This window comes from Algoriphagus sp. SE2 (assembly GCF_039563885.1).
In the GTDB taxonomy this organism is placed as follows: Bacteria; Bacteroidota; Bacteroidia; order Cytophagales; family Cyclobacteriaceae; genus Algoriphagus.
Genome location: NZ_JBCLWJ010000006.1, coordinates 207,272 through 226,813, shown reverse-complemented (window position 1 = coordinate 226,813; position 19,542 = coordinate 207,272). Strand labels below are relative to the sequence as shown.

Sequence of the window (19,542 nt, the reverse complement as noted above, 5' to 3'; positions counted from 1 at the left end):
AAGATTAACACTTTCGAGCTAGAATTATTAAAATACTCAGAAAATAATTAACCCTGAAGTTGTAATGAATATTTAAGCTTCAGGGTTTTGATTTATACTTAGAAGATTTCTTTTACTCTTCTCCTTCTTTCAAGTTATAATTAACCATCCATCCATTCCCATATTTATCTTTAAAACTTCCGAAGTAAGAACCCCAAAATACTTTTTCGTATGGCATTTCGACTTCCCCTCCCTCAGATAAACCATCAAAGAATCTTTTTCCTTGCTCTTTGCTATCTGGCATTAGCGAGATGTAATTGTGATTTCCAACATCCAGTTTGTGGCTGAGACTTGGCATGTTGTCACTAGCCATGATTTTTACTTCCTCAGAGATTTTTAGCGTCACATAAATCACTCTTTTTTTCTCCTTTTCGGTGAACTGATCCATTCCTGGGATTTCGCTGAAATAATTAATTCCGCCATCAAAATCACCTCCGAGTATACTTTTATAAAACGACATGGCTTCTTCGGCCTGTCCGTCAAAATTTAAATATGGGTGGATTTTCATAGTTTTTGGGTATTAAGTGGAGTGTCTACTCCATTCTTTTTATCCAGGTAAAAACTTAAGGCCGACAATAGCAGGCCCAATAATACTACCGAGCATGCAGCTATCCAATTGATATAAGAAACCTGAATTGCAATTAGTTGTAAAGAAAGCCCTGCAAGCCAGACTAAATGTCCATTTCCAGTTCTTAAAAATCGAGCCTTTACATTATAATTACTCCTTCCTTCATCAATAATAGGCCTGAAAAAATCCCGGTATTGCCAAAGCAGAATCAAATTTAGCAGCATTAAAAATCCGAGAACGAAAGGCGTGCCTCTCCAGTCAAGAGATATGGTCACCATCAAAATATTTCCAATCAAAGGAATCATCATAATGCTTCCCAAAAGTTTATAGCGAGTAGTGACTAAAAGATAGCCGATGACTATTTGGCTATAAGCTATAAATCTTCCATAAAAACCAAGCCCGTATGGTTCAAGCTCATCAATCAACCATACTGGACCTATCCAACCGAAAAACTGGTGTTCATGGAATAGTTTTGCCATCCCAGCTCCCCAAAAGGTAAATCCTAAGAATATGGAAATCCCTTGAATCAAAAAATAGGAAAGCTTTTTCTGGAATAGTTGATTGATCATTTATAAAAATATTCAATTATTCATGAAAATGGCAATTCTTAAATCTGTGTTCTTTGATTGAAAAATGCTATAAGACAGTTTGAATTCAAGAATCTATTAGAGCATAAATAAGAAAAAATGAAAACTGTATCCTTCAAAATATTAGTAGTAATAGATTAAATAATGATTATTTGAAAGGGGTTTGCCATACTTTGAATTTGAAAGCATGGGAGAACTATTATTCTTCACCGTTTGTATTTTTTTCTATAACTAATTCTATCAATTTCATTATTTTGGATTCTACAAATTTTTAAAAATATGGCAGATGCAAGTGAACTAGCACCGGGAAGTAAGCTCAACCATCCTAAATTTGGAACTGGGATGATTTTATCTGTAGATGAGACTTATTATAAGATTTATTTTTATGATACGGAAGAAGTCAAAACTTTGGCAAGGGATTATGATGGTTTTACCATTGAAGAAGCAAAAGTTCCCGATTTTCCGATGCTGACTATGAAGGATGTTGAGAGAGCAATTAGAGAAGCCTTAATCCAAACCTCAGAGCGGGCACCAATTGTCCCTTTGGGTGGGAAATGGATGGGTGGAAATGTGATTTTTGAACCCAATGATGAAAATCTTCAAACGAAAGAAATTCCAATGGCTACATTCTTTCACAAAATCGTGATGGTCAGAGAAAAACTTCGGGTATTGGAACAAAACATCAATAATCATCCTAAATTGGATGATGAGGACCGGGTACATCTGCAGCAATATATTACTCGCTGCTATGGTTCGTTGACAACTTTCAATGTACTCTTTGCCTATAAGGAAGACCAATTTAAAGGAAGCGGATCCTAGGATTTGTGATATAAGATTTTTGATTTCGAATTCTCGAATCCAGTAAAAAATAAGATTACCTTAAACCTATTTAACAATGATCAAAAACACGATTCTTTTCTTAGTAATGACCTTGCTTTTGGCTTCTCATAAACCAAAAGATCAAGGGCTGAAGGACATTTTTAAAGAGAGCTTTTCTATAGGAGTTGCGTTGAATTCCAGGCAAGTTTCTCCCGATGCCACCCAGGAGTTTAACTTGATCGAGACACATTTTAATAGTTTGAGTCCGGAAAATGGATTGAAATGGGCATTGGTTCATCCTCGACCTGAAACCTACAACTTCGATTTTGGAGATGAATATGTGGCCTTAGGTGAAAAACTAAAAGCCTTTACTGTAGGACATTGTTTGGTTTGGCATCAACAGGTACCTAATTGGGTGTTCGAAGATGAAGCGGGAGATTTGGTAAGTAAAGATGTGCTTTTAGGTAGAATGAAAGAGCATATTCAAACAGTTGCTGGAAGGTATAAAGGCCAAATCCATGGATGGGATGTGGTTAATGAAGCTTTTAACGAGGATGGAAGTTTCCGCGAATCCAAATGGTTTCAAATAGCAGGAAAGGATTTTATCAAAGAGGCGTTCATAAATGCCCAAAAAGCAGATCCTGATGCAGAGCTTTATTACAATGATTACAATGTCTGGAGAGCATCCAAGAGGAAAGGGATTTTGGATTTTGCCAAGGAAATGAAAGCTGAAGGAATTAAAATTGACGCCATTGGAATGCAAGGTCATTATCAACTGGAATCACCGACTTTGGAAGAAATTGAGCAAGGAATCATAGATATCCATGAGGCTGGATTTAAAGTGATGATTACTGAATTGGACGTGGATGTGCTGCCAAGACCTAGAAGGGCAGAAGGAGCTGACTTGAATATGAACTTTGCAAATTCTGAAGAATTTAATCCGTATAAAAACGGTATCTCTCCGGAGGGAAAAGCCAAATTGGCCCAGCGCTATTCGGATATCTTCGCTATTTATGAAAAGCACAAAGACAAAATCACGCGTGTTACTTTCTGGGGCTTATACGACGGTAGATCCTGGTTGAATAATTTTCCGGTTCGGGGAAGAACAAATTATCCCTTGCCTTTTGATAGGGATATGAAATTGAAAGAAGATGTCTTCAACAGTATCAAAGAGGCAGTTGATAATTAATAAAAAAGCGGAACATAATGAGTATGTTCCGCTTTTTTGTGCTGGTTTAAGAATGACTTAAAGATATTTTCTCAAGGGTTTGTTGACCAGAGACCCACTTCCTTCACTAATGCGCGTTTTGGCAGTTTTAGATGAGCTATCAACAATTCAGCAAAATCTTCTGGTTGCAAGACTTTTTCTGGATTTCCATCAGTCAAGTTATTGTCCATGGCTAGGTCTGTTGCAATGGTACTTGGGCTCATGCTAAAAACGCGGATATCAGACTTCCTCACTTCCATCATCAGTGATTCGGTCAAGCCATTTAGGCCAAATTTGGAGGCACTGTAAGCACTTGTCATCGCATTTCCTTTTTGGCCAGCTGTGGAGGAGACATTTACGATATCGCCTGATTTCCGTGCTAGCATTCCGGGAAGAACTTCATGGATGACATAGTAAACGCCGAATAAGTTAACCTTTACAATGTTTTCCCATTCGCTTACTTCTAGATCTAGGAATTTGCCAAACTTCCCAGTTCCTGCATTATTCACCAAAATATCAGGAACTCCAACTTCATAGATTAATGATGCAATGGCACTTTGGATACTCGAAAAATCAGACTGATCAGCCACTGCGATTGCTACTTTCAATGAGGAGTCAATTCCTGCAACTTCCTCTTTTACTTTTAATAGATCGGATTCTGTTCTTGAAAGTATTGCTAAGTGAACGCCCTCCTGGGCCAAAGCTATTGCAATTGCTTTTCCTATTCCTTTTCCTGCGCCTGTAATCAGCGCTACTTTTCCTTTTAGTGATTGCATATTTTTCTTTTTCAATTTCTATTTGATTAATCAAAAAGTAAGTGATAGAGTTCAAAAGGAAGTAGTTTTACTTTGAAAACAATTCGATCGTGTAATCAAGCAATTCCACTCCTCCAATTTTCCCATGACCGGGAATCACAATCCTGGTTTCTGGGAATTTAGATTTTACCTTGCTGACTGTGGATGGCCAAGCAGAAACATTGGCATCTTCAAGATTGCCATTTCCGGCTCCTATTGCTTTAATCATGCATCCACCAAAAATCACCTTGTCTGAATGCACATAGGACACAAAATTGTCTTTGGTGTGTCCTTCTCCCAAAAATTGATTGACGATTTTTATTCCTCCTGCTTCCAAATTTAATTTCTTTTTAAAACTGATTTCTGGAACTGGATATCCAGCTGACTTCGCCAAGTCGATTGTTTTGGCAGACGCATAGGAGGGAATTCCTTTGGAATGAAATTCATTTAGTCCACCCAAACAATCCCAATGAAAATGAGTGGCAACGACTCCTTTGACTTTTGCTTGCTGGTCATTTTCTAACCAGTCGATCAATTCCAAACTGGCTTCCTCATTTGCAGGAGTATCAAAAACTAAAGCATCACCGGCATTGATTACGATCATTCCATTGCATGCCACTTTTCCAAAATCATCCGTGTTTAGATAGCTAATATGGACAAAGGTATTGTCGCTGATTTGCTCGATTTGAAGGGTTTCTGATTTGTATACAAATGTGTTTTCTTGAGCAAAAAGGGAAAAGGTCAGCAAAAATAGAACAAAGAAAAAGTATGTGCTTTTCATTTTTTTAAAAGGAATTCGATGGAATATTATACAAAGGGATTTACAAACAAAATCCCAGCCTGTTTTTACAAGCTGGGATAATCAATGAATAGTTTAAGAAAATTTATTTCCTTAAGGTTTCCATATAACTCACCAGATCAACAATTTCTGTCTCAGAAAGCGGGAATTTCGGCATGAGCGATTCATTCTGCTGGGTTACACTTTCTACATCCACTAGCTTGTAAATTTTTTGTTCCCCACTTCCCACTAATTTCACTACCAGATCATTTTCGGTTTTAGAATTGACAATGCAAGTGAACTCAGTCCCATCCTTCATTTTCACCAATTGTGTTTCATAGCCAAATCCCATTCCTTCAGATGGATTGATGATAGCATTGATCATAGCTTCCTTGGATAATTTATCGCCTATTTCTGTAAGACCCGGACCAAAATCAATTCCCTCACTTCCTATTTTATGACAAGCCAAACAGTAATTAGAAGCAATGGTTTTTCCCTTTTCTACTGAACCGGAGGCTGCAAGCATTTTGGGTACATCATATTTATTTTCAGAAGCATCCCCAAAGAAATCATTTGCCTCGGCCCGGATATTTCCGTTCCAAGAAGACAATAATATTTTCTGTGCAATAGGAAGCACATCCGCTGGGATTTTATTGGTTTTTGCCAGCTCCCATAAATAAGGTTCAGAATTAAATCCTTTTGCTGCTTCTGCTGCCGCAGTTCTGATTTCAAGAGATTTTGAATCATCAGTATAGATAGCAGCAAGCAACCTTGCCATGCGCTCATTATCAATAGTACCAAACTTCTTAATGGACAGAATTGCTTTTTCCTGATCCGGATTCTCAAAAGACTTTTCTATGTCATTCATTCCATATAGTGAAGCATAGATATTCGCTGCCATTTGAGAATGCTGATTGTTATCACTTTGGTACACCAAGGCTTCCAACCGATCTTTGTCTTCTCTCAATTGATACTTATTTACGATATCCAAGAAATCCCGATCATCGCTTATTTCTTTCGCAGTTTGCTTGGCAAGTGTTAGAACTTGGTTGTCAGGGTTTTTTGAATCAAAATATATTTGTCTTAAAATAATCAACTGGTCTTCTTCTGGAGCATTTGCCAAAAGAGCCTTTAAAGTACCATTCTTTTCAACTGGGTTTTGAAAATCCAATGCTCTATAAAAAGCCTGATTATTTCTGCCTGGCTGTGAAAGAATGATTTTTCCTAAAAGTTCAGATGTGTTTTTGGCTCTGGATCTCCAAACAATATCTTTGGCAGCTTGGCTCTCCATCCAGCCGGAACCTACCTTATCCAAGTAAATAGGTAGATATTCATCCCAAAAGCCTTCTGCTGCAATTCCTAATGCCTCCAGATACCACCTGTCTCCTGGCTCATAATTGGCAGCTAGTTTTTGCCACACTTCAGAATTGTCTTTATAGCGAATTGCTAAGGCAACCTCTCTTCGTACGGCAGCGGATTCATCACCAGCCATTTTTAATAAAAAGTCAGTATCATTCATTTTATTGATCCGATAGGCACGTACAGCTGCTACCCGGACATTTTCATCCGTATCAGTGGAGGCAGTTTTGATGTAATCGTCACCGTTTGGCAACTTAGTCAAAACCCAAAAAGCCCGAGCCCGCATTCTACTTTCACCAGTTGTAAAAAGTTGTTCCAACTCATCTTTTGCTTCTGCTCCTTTTGCCTGCAAAGCCATAAAAGCTTTGAAGTGCGTTGCCCGATTCGGGTTTTGCAATAAATTGATCAAAGAGGGAATGGAAGAATAATCAGGTTTTTCAACTTTATAATTCACTCCTTTTGGGGCTACTCTATAAATCCTTCCTTTATCCAAATCACCCATCGCATGACCACCTACTCCTGGATCGTACCAATCGGATACAAACAAAGAACCATCCGGAGCTACAGTTACATCCGAAGGTCTGAACCAATTGTCACGAGGATTTCCATCCAAAATGTTTATGATTTTTGCTTCGAAACCTGCACCAGCTGGAGTAATGGGATAAGATCTCACAATGTTTGGTCCCGCGTCGGAATGGATCATTTGATTTTGATATTCTTCAGGAAGTAATTTCCCTTCGTAAATCAATATTCCCGTAGGAGAACCTGCATAGGTTTGCAATAGATTAGGAACTACTCCCGGATCATTTAAATGCCAGTGTTGCTTGAAAACAGAATCCTCCATATTAATTCTTCTTGCTCTCCAATCTTGGCCTGTCATTTCATCTTTGAAGCCATAATTTCCATAATCCATTACATAGTTGATCCTGGTACTTCGATTACCATCGTCATCATTATCGGATTGCCACATTCTGCCATAACTGTCAGTTGCGACCTCAAAGTTGTTTCTGAAGTTCCAAGCTAAAATTTCCACCTCAGATCCATCGGGATTCATTCTAAATACCATTCCTTCACGATAGGGCGGGGTTTGGCTATTGACAGGTCTTCCTAAAGGATCGAGAATTGGTGAGCCATCCGCATAATGGATTCCTTTACCTTCATTGCCATAGTTGAAATATAATTTTCCGTCAGGTCCAAAAGTGAAGGAGTGCATCCCATGATCATGCTGAACGCCACCTACGCCTTCGAAGAGAATTTCTTTTTTTTCTGGTACATCGTCTCCATCTGCATCTGTGAAAACATAGACATAGGGACTGACAGAAACATACACTTTATCGCCAAAAACCGCGATTCCTAATGCGGCATTTATATCATTGCCTTGATAAAACACTTTTGATTCATCTGCCACTCCATCCCCATCGGTATCTTCCATGATTAAAATCCGATCGCCTTCGTCTCTCGTTGGATTTCGTGGATTCAGTGCTGTTCGGTAGTTATATGCTTCAGCGATCCAGACTCTTCCGCGATCATCGATATCCATATTGGTTGGATTAGACATCATGGGTTCGGATGCAAAAAGTGTTAATTCCAGCCGATCATCTGCGACTACTATTCCGTCAACAGCATGTTCTACTGAGCGTTTTTGCTCCTCAGTCAATTGTCCATATTCTTCATCAGTAAGCTTAGTTTTTTCAGGTTCCGAACAGGAAAAAATCAGACTAGCTAATAAGGCAAAAAAATAAAGAGGCTGTTTCATAAGTCCAAGGTTTTTGGGCAAAATTCAAAAGTTAGGAATTTATCCAATTTCTAAAGTAAAATATTGTTGGTATTGAACCAAAAGAGGCTAGAAGTTAGGTAGAAAAGTATTGTCAAAAAAAAATCCCTGTTTTACAGAAACAGGGATTTATAAAACTAGTCTGTGTTAGATTAAATTGGGTTTTAATGAATATAACTCTTGTTTAAGGATTTGTAATTGATCCTTCATTTTTAAGTAAATTTCTTCGGAGTCCACTTGTACAGATTTTAATAAATCCTGATAATATTCTATTCCTTGCTCCAGATTACCTCTGAATTTTTCCAAATAGTTTTCCTGCTTGGAAGAGGGGCTTGATACTAGTTTTTGAAATTCTTGCTTCAAGTGGGCCACGTATAATTGGGCTTCCTTCACAAATACATGAGGTCGATCAGGGTCTAGGTTAAGATTCAATTTTCCGTAGATATGGGCGACCATTTCTTTTAGACTGAAAACACCTTTGAAATAGGCCAGATTCGGACCTGGACAAATTGTAACAGCATTTAGGTTTCTCCGAGGAGATGCACCATTAGATAAAATTGCCGAAGCACTTAAACCTTCACATAAACAATCTTTTTCCTCGATTTCCTTTAATTGATCAACGGAAATTTCGCCATTTTGCAATTGTTTACTTTTCAGGTTTTGGTACTGTCTCGATGCAGTACAAATGGGTTTTTCAGTAAACTCAGTACTAAAAGAAAGAAACTTTTTATAGCAAGGGCTTCCTGGTCTGTTTTTTTCAATTCGTTCTATCCTTTGTTTTTCTCCAGAACTAGTCCTTAGATTATTGAATGGAACCCCCAAAGGAGAAGCATGGCTTAGATAGTAATCCGATTTTTTAGAATTGATTATTCTTTGAAGGGTGTCATCGTCTACAGAGGTAGCTTCCGGAACGAGAAGGAAAGGACTTCCCCAGCCTGTTCCGTCCAATTCATAGTAATTTCTAAGAAAGGTATCTTCCTTAGCATTACCAATTCCACCTTGATAAGTGATCTTGATAGCTATTTGATTTGAGGAAACCTCAATCCCTTTTTCTGACAAAGCTTTTTGGTATACTTCAAAAAGAGAATCTTTAAGAGAATTTCTATTACGCTTGAATTCCTCCAAAATGGGACCTATCAAAAAGCCATCTGTGGCAAATGCGTGTCCTCCACAGTTTAATCCTGATTCAATTCGAAATTCCGAAACCCAAAGCCCTTTTTTTGCGAGGAATTTACCTTGAATCAAAGCTGATCTATAATCTGAAACTTTCAGAATAATTCCTTTTTCAGGATTCTTGTTTCCTTTTGGAAGAAAACAATCGAATTTTTCTGCATAGCTATACAGGGCAGGGTTTAATCCAGCTGAAAAAACGACTGATCCGTTTATTTTTGAGTTAGCAAAACCACGGAGGGCTGAAAGAGCATCCGAAAACTCTCTTGGAAGCGTATCACCATTTTTATCATAATTAAGTTTATCCACTTTCGTCATGATATTCACGTCAATTGCTCCGGGTTGAATCAATTCTTTAATTTTTTCAAAAAGTAGAATTCTCTCTTCGCCATTACTTGCAAGAAAACCCTCGATCAGTGATTTCAGTGGATTTTCTTCAGGAAGCAATTCTGAAAATTCTTCGAGTAATTCAGCGTTTTCCAAACCTTGTTCTTTGATTTTCTGAATTTGACTTGCTACGATATCAAAAGTTAAATTTAAGAAGGCCGTTATTCTATTGGCTCGGTAATCTTCCTGGTTTTCAGGGATTTCCTTGAACGGGATTCCAAATTTTTGAGAATAAATTTTTCTCATATCCTCTAGCAGGTGATCATCCATAATTGAAATCACACTGGAAATACCAAATTTTGCAACTTTCAGAGGACTGTCAACAGTGAATCCTAATCCCATTACCGGGATGTGGAAAGAATGTGGAGGTTTTGCTTGAATCATATTTTTACAACTGATACGAAGCTTCAAAATTACTTGCAAAAATTCCCCAAATAGATCTTTTAGGTATGGCTTTACTCAGGATTTGAAGTGATATAAATCAGTTTATTAATTAAAAAAGGGCGAGGAAAACAGACCCTCCTGTTTTCCTAGCCCTTCTTCGTTACTTTATTTCAACCTATTTTTGCTGCTCCAAGAAAGTGATCAAAGAGGATAACTCCTCATATGAAAGAGAGTTTGCCAATCCAGCCGGCATGATAGAATTCTCCATTTCCTTTCTGCTTTTAATATTCTTTTTTTCCAAAGTTGTAGCAATGCCGGTAATATCACGCAGGGTAAGCTCCTCGGCTGACTCTGCTGTGACAAATCCCATGTAAGATTTTCCGTCATTGGTTTCAATTAGAAATGAAGCAAATCCTTGAGAGATTGAAGCGTTGGGTTTCAAAATGGATTCTGTGATTTGGTCACGGTTCATAATTGATCCGATTTGTCCCATGTATGGGCCCTTCATTACTTGCCCTTTTTCAATACTATGACAAGCAATACAGCCCTGACTAGTAAATAATGCTTTACCTTTTACTGGGTCCCCCTTCACTTCAGCCATCGCTAAGATCACATCTTCTATAGAAGATTGCCCCACTTGACCTTTTTTGTTTTTAATGGCTTCAAAATCAACATTTGTCTCTTCTTCTACCACTACTTCTTCCATTACCGTTCCCAATTCTACAATTTCCATTCTATTACGATCATTCAAACCAGCAAAGAAATTCCTCTTTGAGGGATTGGCCTTACTTAATTCTTGTAATAAGAAATCTTTGATTTTTGAAGAAGACTCCCATTCTATCGCTTTGTAGTATGGGCCATGTGTATCTGGTCGGGTACTCCACCACCAACTTCCATCATAAGGCGCCTCTTCCTTATATAATCGGGACAACGTACTTAATACTTCATCCTTCAAAGCCTGATCATCTGATTTCTCATATGCAGCAATCAATCCATCAACCGCCTTTGGATCATGCATGTAGCGAAGTGCCCAAAGTGCTAATTTTGGATTGGAATTTATCGCTTCTACAGTTGCATCTACAGCATCTAATTCTACCAAAGACCTGACAGCTAGATGAGATAAAATAATATCTGAGTTAGGCGTAGCATGCGGCCCTTCTTTTCCCGATTCAGGAATTTTAGTAGAAGCCGGAGCTTTAATCTCCAATAATGTTTCTGCAGCATCAAGCTTTCCTAATCTACCCAAGCCTACAATTGCAGCTGCTTGAACTCTTGGGTTAGCGTCATGAACCGCAGCAATAAATGGTTCTTCCGGAACAGCTTGCAAGCAGGTTTTTCTATCAGCTAAAGCCCGTAAAGCAAATTCCCTTATTTTATCTTCTTCACTCAACTTCAATAACTCTTCTACTCCGTTAGCACAAGTTGCTTGCGCATACGTATAAATTCCTGCAACTCGATTCTGAAGAAGGAGTGATTTGTCTTGAGCGATTTTCAAGGCTGCCATTGCCGCCTGATCTAGCTCTCTGGTCAGTAATTCTTGCTGCGCATGAAAGCGGGTTACTGAATTCCCAGCTTTTAAAAGTTCTCCTAAATCTTCAACCGAAGCTGCTTTAAGGTTGGGGAATGCCTCATAAGTCCAGTCTTTTGGAACAACCTTAACTACATAGCCTTTGTCTGGGCTTCCTTTGTATCCCGCTCCATCCCATGCTGCCATAAACATTCTTCCTGAGCCATCTAGATCTACGTCGGTGATCTGGGAAAGCTTGATAAAATTCTCGTCTTTTTGGGTAAAGCCCGGACCATCCATGGTCACTCGATGAATGTACAATTGACTTTTTCCCCAGTCCGCCATCATCGGAACGTGATTATATTCCGCAGGCCATCGATCATCGTCCATAAAATAACTTCCGGTTCCGGATCCTCCACCAAGATCAGCCAATGCAGGAATGATTTCATCTGTAAAGTTTTTGAATAGCGTAGGATATCCGAATTCACCACTCTGTACATAATGGATAAAACGGATATTCCAGCCCCCACCATCATTGGTGTTTCCACGGGTATAAATATTCATAAATGGGTCAATGGCTACGTCATATATGTTTCTGGTGCCATGCGCATAAACTTCCATTTCTGTGCCGTCAGGTCTCACTCTTACAATACCGCCACCAAGCATTGTCATTTTTTTGCCTGTTCTATCTTCAGCTTCATGGAAACCAAAGTCACCCACTGCGATGTATATCCATCCGTCTATACCCATTCGGATGCCATTGGTAGCATGGTCCGTTCCTCTGCTTCTTAAGGATGCAGGAGAACAAATATTTTTAATTAAAGGATTGGCAGGACCATCCGCTACTCCATCTTGGTTTTTGTCTACAAACTCTACTAAGTCCATTCTTTCGGCTTCGCCGGTTGATTCGTTGAAAACGGTATGTAACACAAAAACCTGATCTCCAACAGCCATGATACCTCTAGGATTATCCACTTTCACGAATTCAGTATGGGTTTCGTAAGTACCGTCATTATCAATATCGATAAGTTTGATGATACTCCCTTTTCCAGGTTCTTTTCCAAGCGAACCCATCATATCAACGCCAACAAATACTTCTCCGGTTGGCAAAGCAGCAAGACAAGCGGGGCTAGGCACAAGATCAGGACCGGCAATATTTGTCATTTCCAATAAGGTACTGTCTGGAGGAATGTTATTTGGATCAAACCCTGTAGGGCTATAATATTCCATAAGTTCCTTGTTATCTACCGTGGTTGCTGGTTTGTATTTAGAACATCCAACAAGCCATATGAAAGCAAAGGATATGAATAGTGTTATTCTGGTTTTATACATTCTAAAAATATTAATAGGTTTATATTATCGATCTTTATATTCATTTTCTAAGCTTCAAATATAAAGGATTCATATACTTAAAGTCTTAATTCCCATCCTTTCATTAACCGATTGAGAGGTGGTTTTTGATGAGCGGTTTCGATTGAATGAGATGAACAGAAAGTTTCTTTGATTACATTTTTCTTAGGCTGAGTTTAATAAAGATCAGGATAAAAAATACCCTTGATGAGTTGCAACAAGGGTATAATGAATAGCTTTTTAGAAATAATTGGAGCTAATTTTGATCACTTTCGATTTTCTCATCAATAGCTTTTGCTCGTAGCTCTATAAATTTATTTGGTCCATTTTCTGTTTTGATCAATTCAAAAGAATCATATAATTCACCGATGGCAGTTCGACTTTCAAAGAATAAATGATCTCCCTTAATGGTAATCACTTGAAAGAGTTGGATGTTCTCACCACTTCTATCTTTAGTAGCTCCCAGTTCAGTCCAGTCTCCGCCAACTTCATACATTTTTCCACCGCTTACTGAGACTACATAGACCGTTCCCGTTTGGTCAAGAAGGTTTACTCCTTCCAGTATATTTTCTCCCGGGGAAACCCTCCCTCGTGCATAGCTATGATCGTGACCTTGCAGTGCTAAGTCGACTTTATATTTATCAAAAATAGGCTTCCATATTTCTCTTAATGTCGGATTATCTCTTCCTGAAGATGCAGAATACATGGGGTGGTGATATGTAACGATTATCCACTTTTGCTCCGTATTTTTCAATAATTCCTCCAACCATTCAGCTTGGATCTCTAAATCTTTATTGCTATTCAAAGAAATGATTCTAGTATCCTGATAGTCCATGTAATAAACAGTCTCTTCCAATCCCTCAGGGCCATTTTTGGGGAGTGTAAATTGTGGATTCCACTGCAGCGATAAACTTCTTGCTTTTGCCACCATCTCCACAGAGTCTTTCGCGCGGTATTCATGGTTTCCTGGCGTTGGAACTGAAGGAATCATACTATGAATAAAGCCTCCTGCAGTAAACCATTCATGCCATTCCTGCTCACGATGAGCTGAATTAATTAAGTCACCTGCGTGAATGAAAAACTTAGCTTCCGGCGCTGTTTTAAATCCTTCTCTAATCAGTCTGGACCAAAGTTCCAAAATATAGTTTTGGGCATCTCCAACATATAGAAATGAGAATTCTTTTTCCGGATTTGTAGAAGCAGTTTCAAATTGGAACCATTCACTCCACCTTTCTCCATCACCCACTCGGTAAGCATAGATTGTTTCCTCTTCCAGTTCTTTGATTTCTAAGGAATGATAATGAGCTATGACTTCAGCTGTTGCTATTTCACTAGCATCAAAGATTTCGGTATTAGCAAGAATGGTCTTTTTATTTTGCCAAAATTTTGGATCACCACTTGCCTTAGCAATTTCTACGAAGGCTGAATCAATTTCTGGAGAGGTTCTCCAAGTGATATTTATTTCTTCTGATGGGTTTTGCCCAAAATTCAAGATAATTCTGTCTGGATAGTCTGTTGGTTTGCTCCAATCAGTATGGAATTTTGGCTCTTTATATTCCACTGTTTGTTGTGATAATCCGGGGAAATAAAAGTGTAAGAGAGGTGCGAAAAGGATTAGGTGTTTAATGATCTTTTTTTTCATTGCTAGGTTTATTTCAGGTCTCAATCCCTAAGTTATGTTTAAAAATGACTTTCTTCTTATAGTTGGTTGACACTTCATGTAAAATAGATAAAAACTAACATACAGGTGATTTATGATTCAATTTGGGTACTCAGATAGAGTTGTAAGATTCTTAGTGAACCTAGCGATAAGTGGAGAATTGAAATAATCCAGACCATGAAAAGTAAATTATTGGCTGAAAAAGAAAGTATTTCACCTGTCAAAAGTAGCGTGCTTTCTATTTTGGAAAATCAAATTGAATAAGAAGAATTAATCGAAAAAATAGGAGGATTAAAATTTTTGAATGTAAATTGATTCTTTTAAAACTTTAACTTTTAACTATAAATCTATGGCTGGCTTAGCACAAAAATTTAATGATGTATTACAAAAGGAGCTTAATTTACATGCAGCTTGGTTCCCAATTACTAACACATTTGAAATTGGCGATTTTGGTCTTTTTGATAATGGACTGTTTAGAACCGTAGGAAATATTAAGCGCGATTATCCAGAAATTGAGCTAGTTGTAGATAAAGGGAATGAGGCTTCAATAGATTTCAAATCAGATGGTACATCGATGCAATCTCTAAATGCAAATGGAGAAGCAGCTACTCTTGGTTCATTAGGGAATGCAGATGCAAAACTGAAAATCAAATTTACCCAAGAAAATTCAATCGTATTAAAAGCAAAAATGACCAGCGATGAATTGAAAAATATTGATGAGGTAGGAAGAAAACTGGCTTTAAAGAGTTCGTGGAATAAAAAGTACAAAGTTGTTTCTACCGTATATAATGGAGAAGGGAGTGTGATAATTTGCTCTAGGGAAGCCGGAACTGAAGTGACTATTTCTGCATCTGCCGATGTTTTGAAGCAGGTAGAGGGAGGAAAAGTTGATGGAGGGTTAGAGATTCAATCCAATAAGGAAAGTGTCTTTTCCTCAATAGGAGACTCAGGAGTGATTGGGCTGAGATTTTTTAAATTAAAATGGTTAGGACAAGGGATTAATGTTTTAGGGGGATCAGAGGGAGAAGTCGAAGTTCTCAAAGATGTATTAGAAGGAGATGATTTTTAAAGATATTCTATGCAGTCTATTTTAATAGAATATCTACGGTTTGATGACCTTGCCACCGGTGTTATGATGCCTGATAAATCTTATTTAAGATTGAAAGCTTCAGAACCTGTTGGAAGCGTGAAAATCACTATCGGACATAAAGAATTACTCCAAAAGCTATATGATCTTCGATATGAGGTGAATTTTTCGCAAGAAGAGAAAAAGGAAAAGATAATTGAGCTTTCAAAGCTTATAAAAAGTTTTATGGCCGATTTTTCAGCAAGTGAGGAAGAGCCTATTCAAATAGATTTGGTGCTAAATCCATCTGAGTTGGGGTTATTGCCTTTTGAGCTTTTATTGGATGACCAAGATATTCCTTGGTTTACTAAAGAGGACAAAAAGGTAATTCTGACCAGAAGAATACGGCAAAATTTTATAGCTAAAGAAGAAAAATGGCCTATAATTCCAAAAGTCCTTTTCGTCTATTCTAATCCTACATATGGGAGTTTTCGTGAAGTGCCATGGAAAGAACATAGAAGCTTTTTGAAATACGCACTCAGGTCATGGATTACAGAGGATATGGATCAAAATGACGAAAATGAAGTTTTTACTATAATTCCTAATGCAAGCTTACTCGACTTAAAAAGCAAAATAACTGAAGCAGATAATTCCGGTAAACCCTTTACTCATATTCATGTCTTAGCTCATGGCACAGAGATCATTGAGCCATTCGATCGGGAATTCGGTGTTGCTTTAAGCAATGAAAATAATAAGCCATCAAAAGTTGAGGACTTTGTTACGATTTTTGATGAATTGAAAATCAAGCCATTTACAGTTACTTATTGTATCTGTGATAGTGGAAATTTCATTAGTCCGATTAGTGGAGAAAAAAATATTGTCCATTCTACACATAAAAGAGGCGTTCCTATCGTCATAGGCTCTCAACTCCCTCTATCATTCGGAGGTGCCAAAGTAATTGTTAGAGATTTTTATAATTCTTTATTGGGAGGGGAAGATGTCAGAAGGGCAATTCACAAAACCAGATGTAATTTATATACGACATTAAAGGAAACCCACGACTGGATGAGTATGGTTGCGTATGTGAGATTGCCTGAGGGATATGCCGATTACTTATTGGAAAATAATATTAAAAGGGAATTGGCAGCTTTAAAAACAATCCGGTCAAATGCAGATAAATTAATTGAAAGTCAATCGGGAACGATCGATGATTATGATTCCTTGATCAATGATTTAAACTCCCGAATTAATATACTCGGTATTCAGATTGAAAATGATGATAAACGAGATAGCCAATTGTCACTGGAAATGGTCGGTTTGATGGGGAGTGCCAGTAAAAGATTAGCAGAAATTTATTTTTACAAATCTAGACTAAGTGATACCGATAGTTTGGAATTAAGGGCCCAGCAAAGGAAATGCTTGGAAGAATCGCAAGTATGGTATAAAAAAGCTTCCTTGAGTAATTTATCACATCATTGGTCTTTAGTACAATTCATAAGTTTACATTATGTATTGACTGGGGAGGTGTTAGTAAAGTATGCAACAGCAGCAGAAATTGCAATTGAAAATGCGATAATAGAAAATCCAAATGAGGTATGGGCCTATGGATCTCGACTAGAGCTGGGGTTATTATTAAATCAACCGGAGAGTGAATTAATGGAAACATTAAAGAAGTTGGAGGATCAGGCAAAAAAGATTGACTCTCAAGATAATTTTCCTTTACGCTCCACGCATCTTCAATTGATGCGCTATAAAGAATGGTGGATTGCGGATAATGAATATTCTGAAGTTAAGGATAAAAGCTGTTTACAGAAACTGATTTCTCAGGTTGAATCAACTTTTTGATTTTATCTTTTGAATAAGGATTATAATTTTTTCCAAAAAACCTTCTATTACTTTTAATCCATCTAAACTAAATTCAAAGGATTTGTATGCTTATTTATCCTTTGTCTTGTCAGTTTGGTGATTTCTAAGCTTTTTCTCAAGGGAGTCGTATATATTTGAATCAGTTTTGGGCAATAATGAAATCTATGATTAATCATCTTCTCAGACTTCTTTTCATACTTCCCTTTCTTTGGGTGTTCAGCCAGGCAGCTATGGCACAGGATAAGATGGAAAGAGAGCTTCGTATAAAAGAAATAGAAGTTCCAAAAGAAGCGAAAGAATGGATTTCTGACACTTTTGAAACCACCAAAAGACTAAAATGGTATCAGGAAATCTATGAGTCAGGATATTCTTTCGAAGCAAAATTCAAAAGTAAAGGTAAATTTTACAGTGTCGAGTTTGACTCCCTGGGACTTATTCAGGATGTAGAGATTGAGATTGATTTTAAGGAAATTCCGAGAGATGTTCGAACTGGTTTAGAGAAAGAGCTATCCCCAGATTATAAAAAGTCGGATATAAAACGATTACAGATCCAGTATTCAGGAGCCTCAGAAGATTTAAAGGATTTTTTTCATAAGAATAGCTTCAAAAGAATCTTGACTCGCTATGAAATCGAGTATATAGGTCTTGATGAAAAAGGAGTTTCAGAATTTTGGGAGGGGTTATTTTCTGATGAGGGAAAGCTTATTAGAAAACGTAAAATAGTAGTAACACCAAGCGAAAATCTGGTATTCTAAGATGGAAAGATTTTACTTGGTCCTTTTCTTTCTTTTCCTAAACATTGCAAACTCTTTGGGTCAGAAACATCAGTTTTTTTCTGGGTTCTTTCCTGAAGCGGCAATTACGAAGAAGCTAAAAAATGATCAAAAAATTATTGTCAAGATTGAGCATCAGGATATTTTATATAATAATTCCGGTGAACAAAAAGATGAATTTCAATTCACCCATTATAGAACGGACCTGATGGCTTTTTATGATCTCAAGTTAAATCCATCTAAAAGTATAGCTGTTGGATTATTTCACAGAATTCAGGATGGTGCGAATGCTAATCGCTTGATTCAGCAGTTTGCCTCCGTAAATAGGCTGAGAGGGATGAAATTGGCACATCGCTTTAGGACGGATCAAACGTTTACCAAAGGAGAGGCGGCGGAAATCAGACTTCGATACAGGGTAGCAACAGAGATTCCCCTTTCTGGAAGCACGTTAGATCCTGGAGAGCACTATTTAGTTTTATCAAATGAGCCGATTTTCAGTCTTCAGGATGGGGAATTTGAGATTGAAAATCGTTTGGTTTTTTCATTTGGTAAACTGATCCAATCGAGCCAAAAACTTGAATGGAGCATAGATTATCGTACTGATAAATTTATCCAAGAAGGTTTTCGAACCCGTCTTTGGGCCAAGGTTGGCTATTTTTACAGTTTTTAATAACAGAAATAAGCAAGTGATCCTGTATACCAATTATCTTTTTTAATAGAGCATTTGATTTAGAATATTGAATCTGAAAAAAAGTGATTGGAAGCTTTCTTGGTGATTATAATTTTTATTGATATCATTTTGTGTGTTATGTTATTTAGCAAAGACAGAGTTTAAACTATTTTTCCACTTCAAATCATGTGATGAGCTTTTGCATTAAAAAAAGTTTTTATAGTTTTAGTTAGTAACCATTTAATTATTAATATTTTAACTATAAAAATTCAGATCATGAAATACGTAGTTACATTATTTTTTCTATTAATTTTTACTTCCTGTCGACAAAGGACTAGCCAAGAAGAAATAAAGCCAAGCTTTGATATTCCTTCAGAGCTTGAGAAAATCGAACAACTGAGAAGTGCATTTGAGAATACGGTCAAAGAGAAGCGATATGATGAATTGAGAAAATTTGCAACTCCAGACTTAATATCGATTGGACCTGGAAGTGAGGATTGGATAGCCTATAGAAAATTAAGGGAAAAACATGGCAATAAGTTTCGGTATGACAGTATAAAAATGAGACCCAAAGAAACTGTAATTATTTCAGATTCAATTGCCTATGATTTTGGAGTCAGCTCCATTTATTACACAGATGAAAATGGGATCGTCCATGAATTGGAGGATACATTTATGCTTCTCTTGAAAAGAACAAAAGATGGAGAATGGAAAATGTTTCGGGAAATCGCCTCTGCACTTGTAAAAGAATAAACCTACTGGTCAGTTTCTTAAATTGAAGCTC

General features: G+C 37.4%; 15 protein-coding genes. 7 read left to right on the top strand and 8 right to left on the bottom strand.

What is annotated here, in order from left to right; translation table 11 throughout:
* Nucleotides 1-112 precede the first annotated feature (112 nt).
* Together AAGF08_RS09830 and AAGF08_RS09825 are read right to left on the bottom strand one after the other, a co-directional pair.
* Nucleotides 113-547, bottom strand: coding sequence for a VOC family protein (locus AAGF08_RS09830; protein WP_343510983.1), 435 nt, complete (start codon nt 545-547; stop codon nt 113-115).
* Nucleotides 544-1,176, bottom strand: coding sequence for a hypothetical protein (locus AAGF08_RS09825; RefSeq protein WP_343510982.1), 633 nt, complete (start codon nt 1,174-1,176; stop codon nt 544-546). The genes AAGF08_RS09830 and AAGF08_RS09825 overlap by 4 nt, the downstream gene beginning before the upstream one ends.
* A 297-nt stretch (nt 1,177-1,473) precedes the next feature.
* On the opposite strand from AAGF08_RS09825, the gene AAGF08_RS09820 reads away from it, so the two are divergent.
* Both AAGF08_RS09820 and AAGF08_RS09815 read left to right on the top strand, forming a co-directional pair.
* Complete coding sequence (locus AAGF08_RS09820) at nt 1,474-2,013, top strand: hypothetical protein (protein ID WP_343510981.1); 540 nt, start codon at nt 1,474-1,476, stop codon at nt 2,011-2,013.
* A gap of 76 nt (nt 2,014-2,089) precedes the next feature.
* Complete coding sequence (locus AAGF08_RS09815) at nt 2,090-3,202, top strand: endo-1,4-beta-xylanase (RefSeq protein ID WP_343510980.1); 1,113 nt, start codon at nt 2,090-2,092, stop codon at nt 3,200-3,202.
* A gap of 71 nt (nt 3,203-3,273) precedes the next feature.
* Here the strand turns inward: AAGF08_RS09815 and AAGF08_RS09810 are convergent, their stop codons facing one another.
* The 6 genes from AAGF08_RS09810 to AAGF08_RS09785 all read right to left on the bottom strand — a co-directional run bounded on the left by AAGF08_RS09810 (nt 3,274) and on the right by AAGF08_RS09785 (nt 14,365).
* Nucleotides 3,274-3,996, bottom strand: coding sequence for a 3-ketoacyl-ACP reductase (locus tag AAGF08_RS09810; protein WP_343510979.1), 723 nt, complete (start codon nt 3,994-3,996; stop codon nt 3,274-3,276).
* Nucleotides 3,997-4,063: 67 nt separating this feature from the next.
* Complete coding sequence (bla, locus tag AAGF08_RS09805; protein ID WP_343510978.1) at nt 4,064-4,795, bottom strand: subclass B1 metallo-beta-lactamase; 732 nt, start codon at nt 4,793-4,795, stop codon at nt 4,064-4,066.
* A gap of 103 nt (nt 4,796-4,898) precedes the next feature.
* Nucleotides 4,899-7,907 carry a PVC-type heme-binding CxxCH protein gene (locus tag AAGF08_RS09800; RefSeq protein ID WP_343510977.1) on the bottom strand — a complete coding sequence of 1,003 codons (3,009 nt, stop codon included), beginning with the start codon at nt 7,905-7,907 and terminating at the stop codon, nt 4,899-4,901.
* 165 nt (nt 7,908-8,072) lie between these two features.
* Nucleotides 8,073-9,866, bottom strand: coding sequence for a hypothetical protein (locus AAGF08_RS09795; RefSeq protein WP_343510976.1), 1,794 nt, complete (start codon nt 9,864-9,866; stop codon nt 8,073-8,075).
* A 175-nt stretch (nt 9,867-10,041) separates the two neighbouring features.
* Nucleotides 10,042-12,705, bottom strand: a complete 2,664-nt coding sequence (locus tag AAGF08_RS09790) for a heme-binding protein (protein ID WP_343510975.1) — start codon at nt 12,703-12,705, stop codon at nt 10,042-10,044.
* Nucleotides 12,706-12,979: 274 nt separating this feature from the next.
* The gene (locus AAGF08_RS09785) at nt 12,980-14,365 is read right to left on the bottom strand and encodes a metallophosphoesterase family protein (RefSeq protein WP_343510974.1); all 1,386 of its coding nucleotides are present in this window, start codon (nt 14,363-14,365) and stop codon (nt 12,980-12,982) included.
* A 367-nt stretch (nt 14,366-14,732) separates the two neighbouring features.
* On the opposite strand from AAGF08_RS09785, the gene AAGF08_RS09780 reads away from it, so the two are divergent.
* The 5 genes from AAGF08_RS09780 (at nt 14,733) to AAGF08_RS09760 (ending at nt 19,511) form a co-directional block, all read left to right on the top strand.
* Nucleotides 14,733-15,452, top strand: a complete 720-nt coding sequence (locus AAGF08_RS09780; RefSeq protein WP_343510973.1) for a hypothetical protein — start codon at nt 14,733-14,735, stop codon at nt 15,450-15,452.
* 9 nt (nt 15,453-15,461) lie between these two features.
* Nucleotides 15,462-17,294, top strand: coding sequence for a CHAT domain-containing protein (locus tag AAGF08_RS09775; protein WP_343510972.1), 1,833 nt, complete (start codon nt 15,462-15,464; stop codon nt 17,292-17,294).
* A gap of 185 nt (nt 17,295-17,479) precedes the next feature.
* Nucleotides 17,480-18,070 carry a hypothetical protein gene (locus AAGF08_RS09770; RefSeq protein WP_343510971.1) on the top strand — a complete coding sequence of 197 codons (591 nt, stop codon included), beginning with the start codon at nt 17,480-17,482 and terminating at the stop codon, nt 18,068-18,070.
* Between the two features lies 1 nt (nt 18,071).
* The gene (locus AAGF08_RS09765) at nt 18,072-18,758 is read left to right on the top strand and encodes a DUF2490 domain-containing protein (protein WP_343510970.1); all 687 of its coding nucleotides are present in this window, start codon (nt 18,072-18,074) and stop codon (nt 18,756-18,758) included.
* A gap of 276 nt (nt 18,759-19,034) precedes the next feature.
* Nucleotides 19,035-19,511 (top strand): DUF4440 domain-containing protein, encoded by a 477-nt coding sequence (locus tag AAGF08_RS09760; RefSeq protein ID WP_343510969.1) that lies wholly within the window; start codon nt 19,035-19,037, stop codon nt 19,509-19,511.
* Nucleotides 19,512-19,542 lie beyond the last annotated feature (31 nt).

Bases quoted from the DNA above. Each gene is read 5' to 3' on its own strand.
- AAGF08_RS09830 (WP_343510983.1), bottom strand. From the start codon at position 547: ATGAAAATCCACCCATATTTAAATTTTGACGGACAGGCCGAAGAAGCC.
- AAGF08_RS09825 (WP_343510982.1), bottom strand. From the start codon at position 1,176: ATGATCAATCAACTATTCCAGAAAAAGCTTTCCTATTTTTTGATTCAA.
- AAGF08_RS09820 (WP_343510981.1), top strand. From the start codon at position 1,474: ATGGCAGATGCAAGTGAACTAGCACCGGGAAGTAAGCTCAACCATCCT.
- AAGF08_RS09815 (WP_343510980.1), top strand. From the start codon at position 2,090: ATGATCAAAAACACGATTCTTTTCTTAGTAATGACCTTGCTTTTGGCT.
- AAGF08_RS09810 (WP_343510979.1), bottom strand. From the start codon at position 3,996: ATGCAATCACTAAAAGGAAAAGTAGCGCTGATTACAGGCGCAGGAAAA.
- bla (WP_343510978.1), bottom strand. From the start codon at position 4,795: ATGAAAAGCACATACTTTTTCTTTGTTCTATTTTTGCTGACCTTTTCC.
- AAGF08_RS09800 (WP_343510977.1), bottom strand. From the start codon at position 7,907: ATGAAACAGCCTCTTTATTTTTTTGCCTTATTAGCTAGTCTGATTTTT.
- AAGF08_RS09795 (WP_343510976.1), bottom strand. From the start codon at position 9,866: ATGATTCAAGCAAAACCTCCACATTCTTTCCACATCCCGGTAATGGGA.
- AAGF08_RS09790 (WP_343510975.1), bottom strand. From the start codon at position 12,705: ATGTATAAAACCAGAATAACACTATTCATATCCTTTGCTTTCATATGG.
- AAGF08_RS09785 (WP_343510974.1), bottom strand. From the start codon at position 14,365: ATGAAAAAAAAGATCATTAAACACCTAATCCTTTTCGCACCTCTCTTA.
- AAGF08_RS09780 (WP_343510973.1), top strand. From the start codon at position 14,733: ATGGCTGGCTTAGCACAAAAATTTAATGATGTATTACAAAAGGAGCTT.
- AAGF08_RS09775 (WP_343510972.1), top strand. From the start codon at position 15,462: ATGCAGTCTATTTTAATAGAATATCTACGGTTTGATGACCTTGCCACC.
- AAGF08_RS09770 (WP_343510971.1), top strand. From the start codon at position 17,480: ATGATTAATCATCTTCTCAGACTTCTTTTCATACTTCCCTTTCTTTGG.
- AAGF08_RS09765 (WP_343510970.1), top strand. From the start codon at position 18,072: ATGGAAAGATTTTACTTGGTCCTTTTCTTTCTTTTCCTAAACATTGCA.
- AAGF08_RS09760 (WP_343510969.1), top strand. From the start codon at position 19,035: ATGAAATACGTAGTTACATTATTTTTTCTATTAATTTTTACTTCCTGT.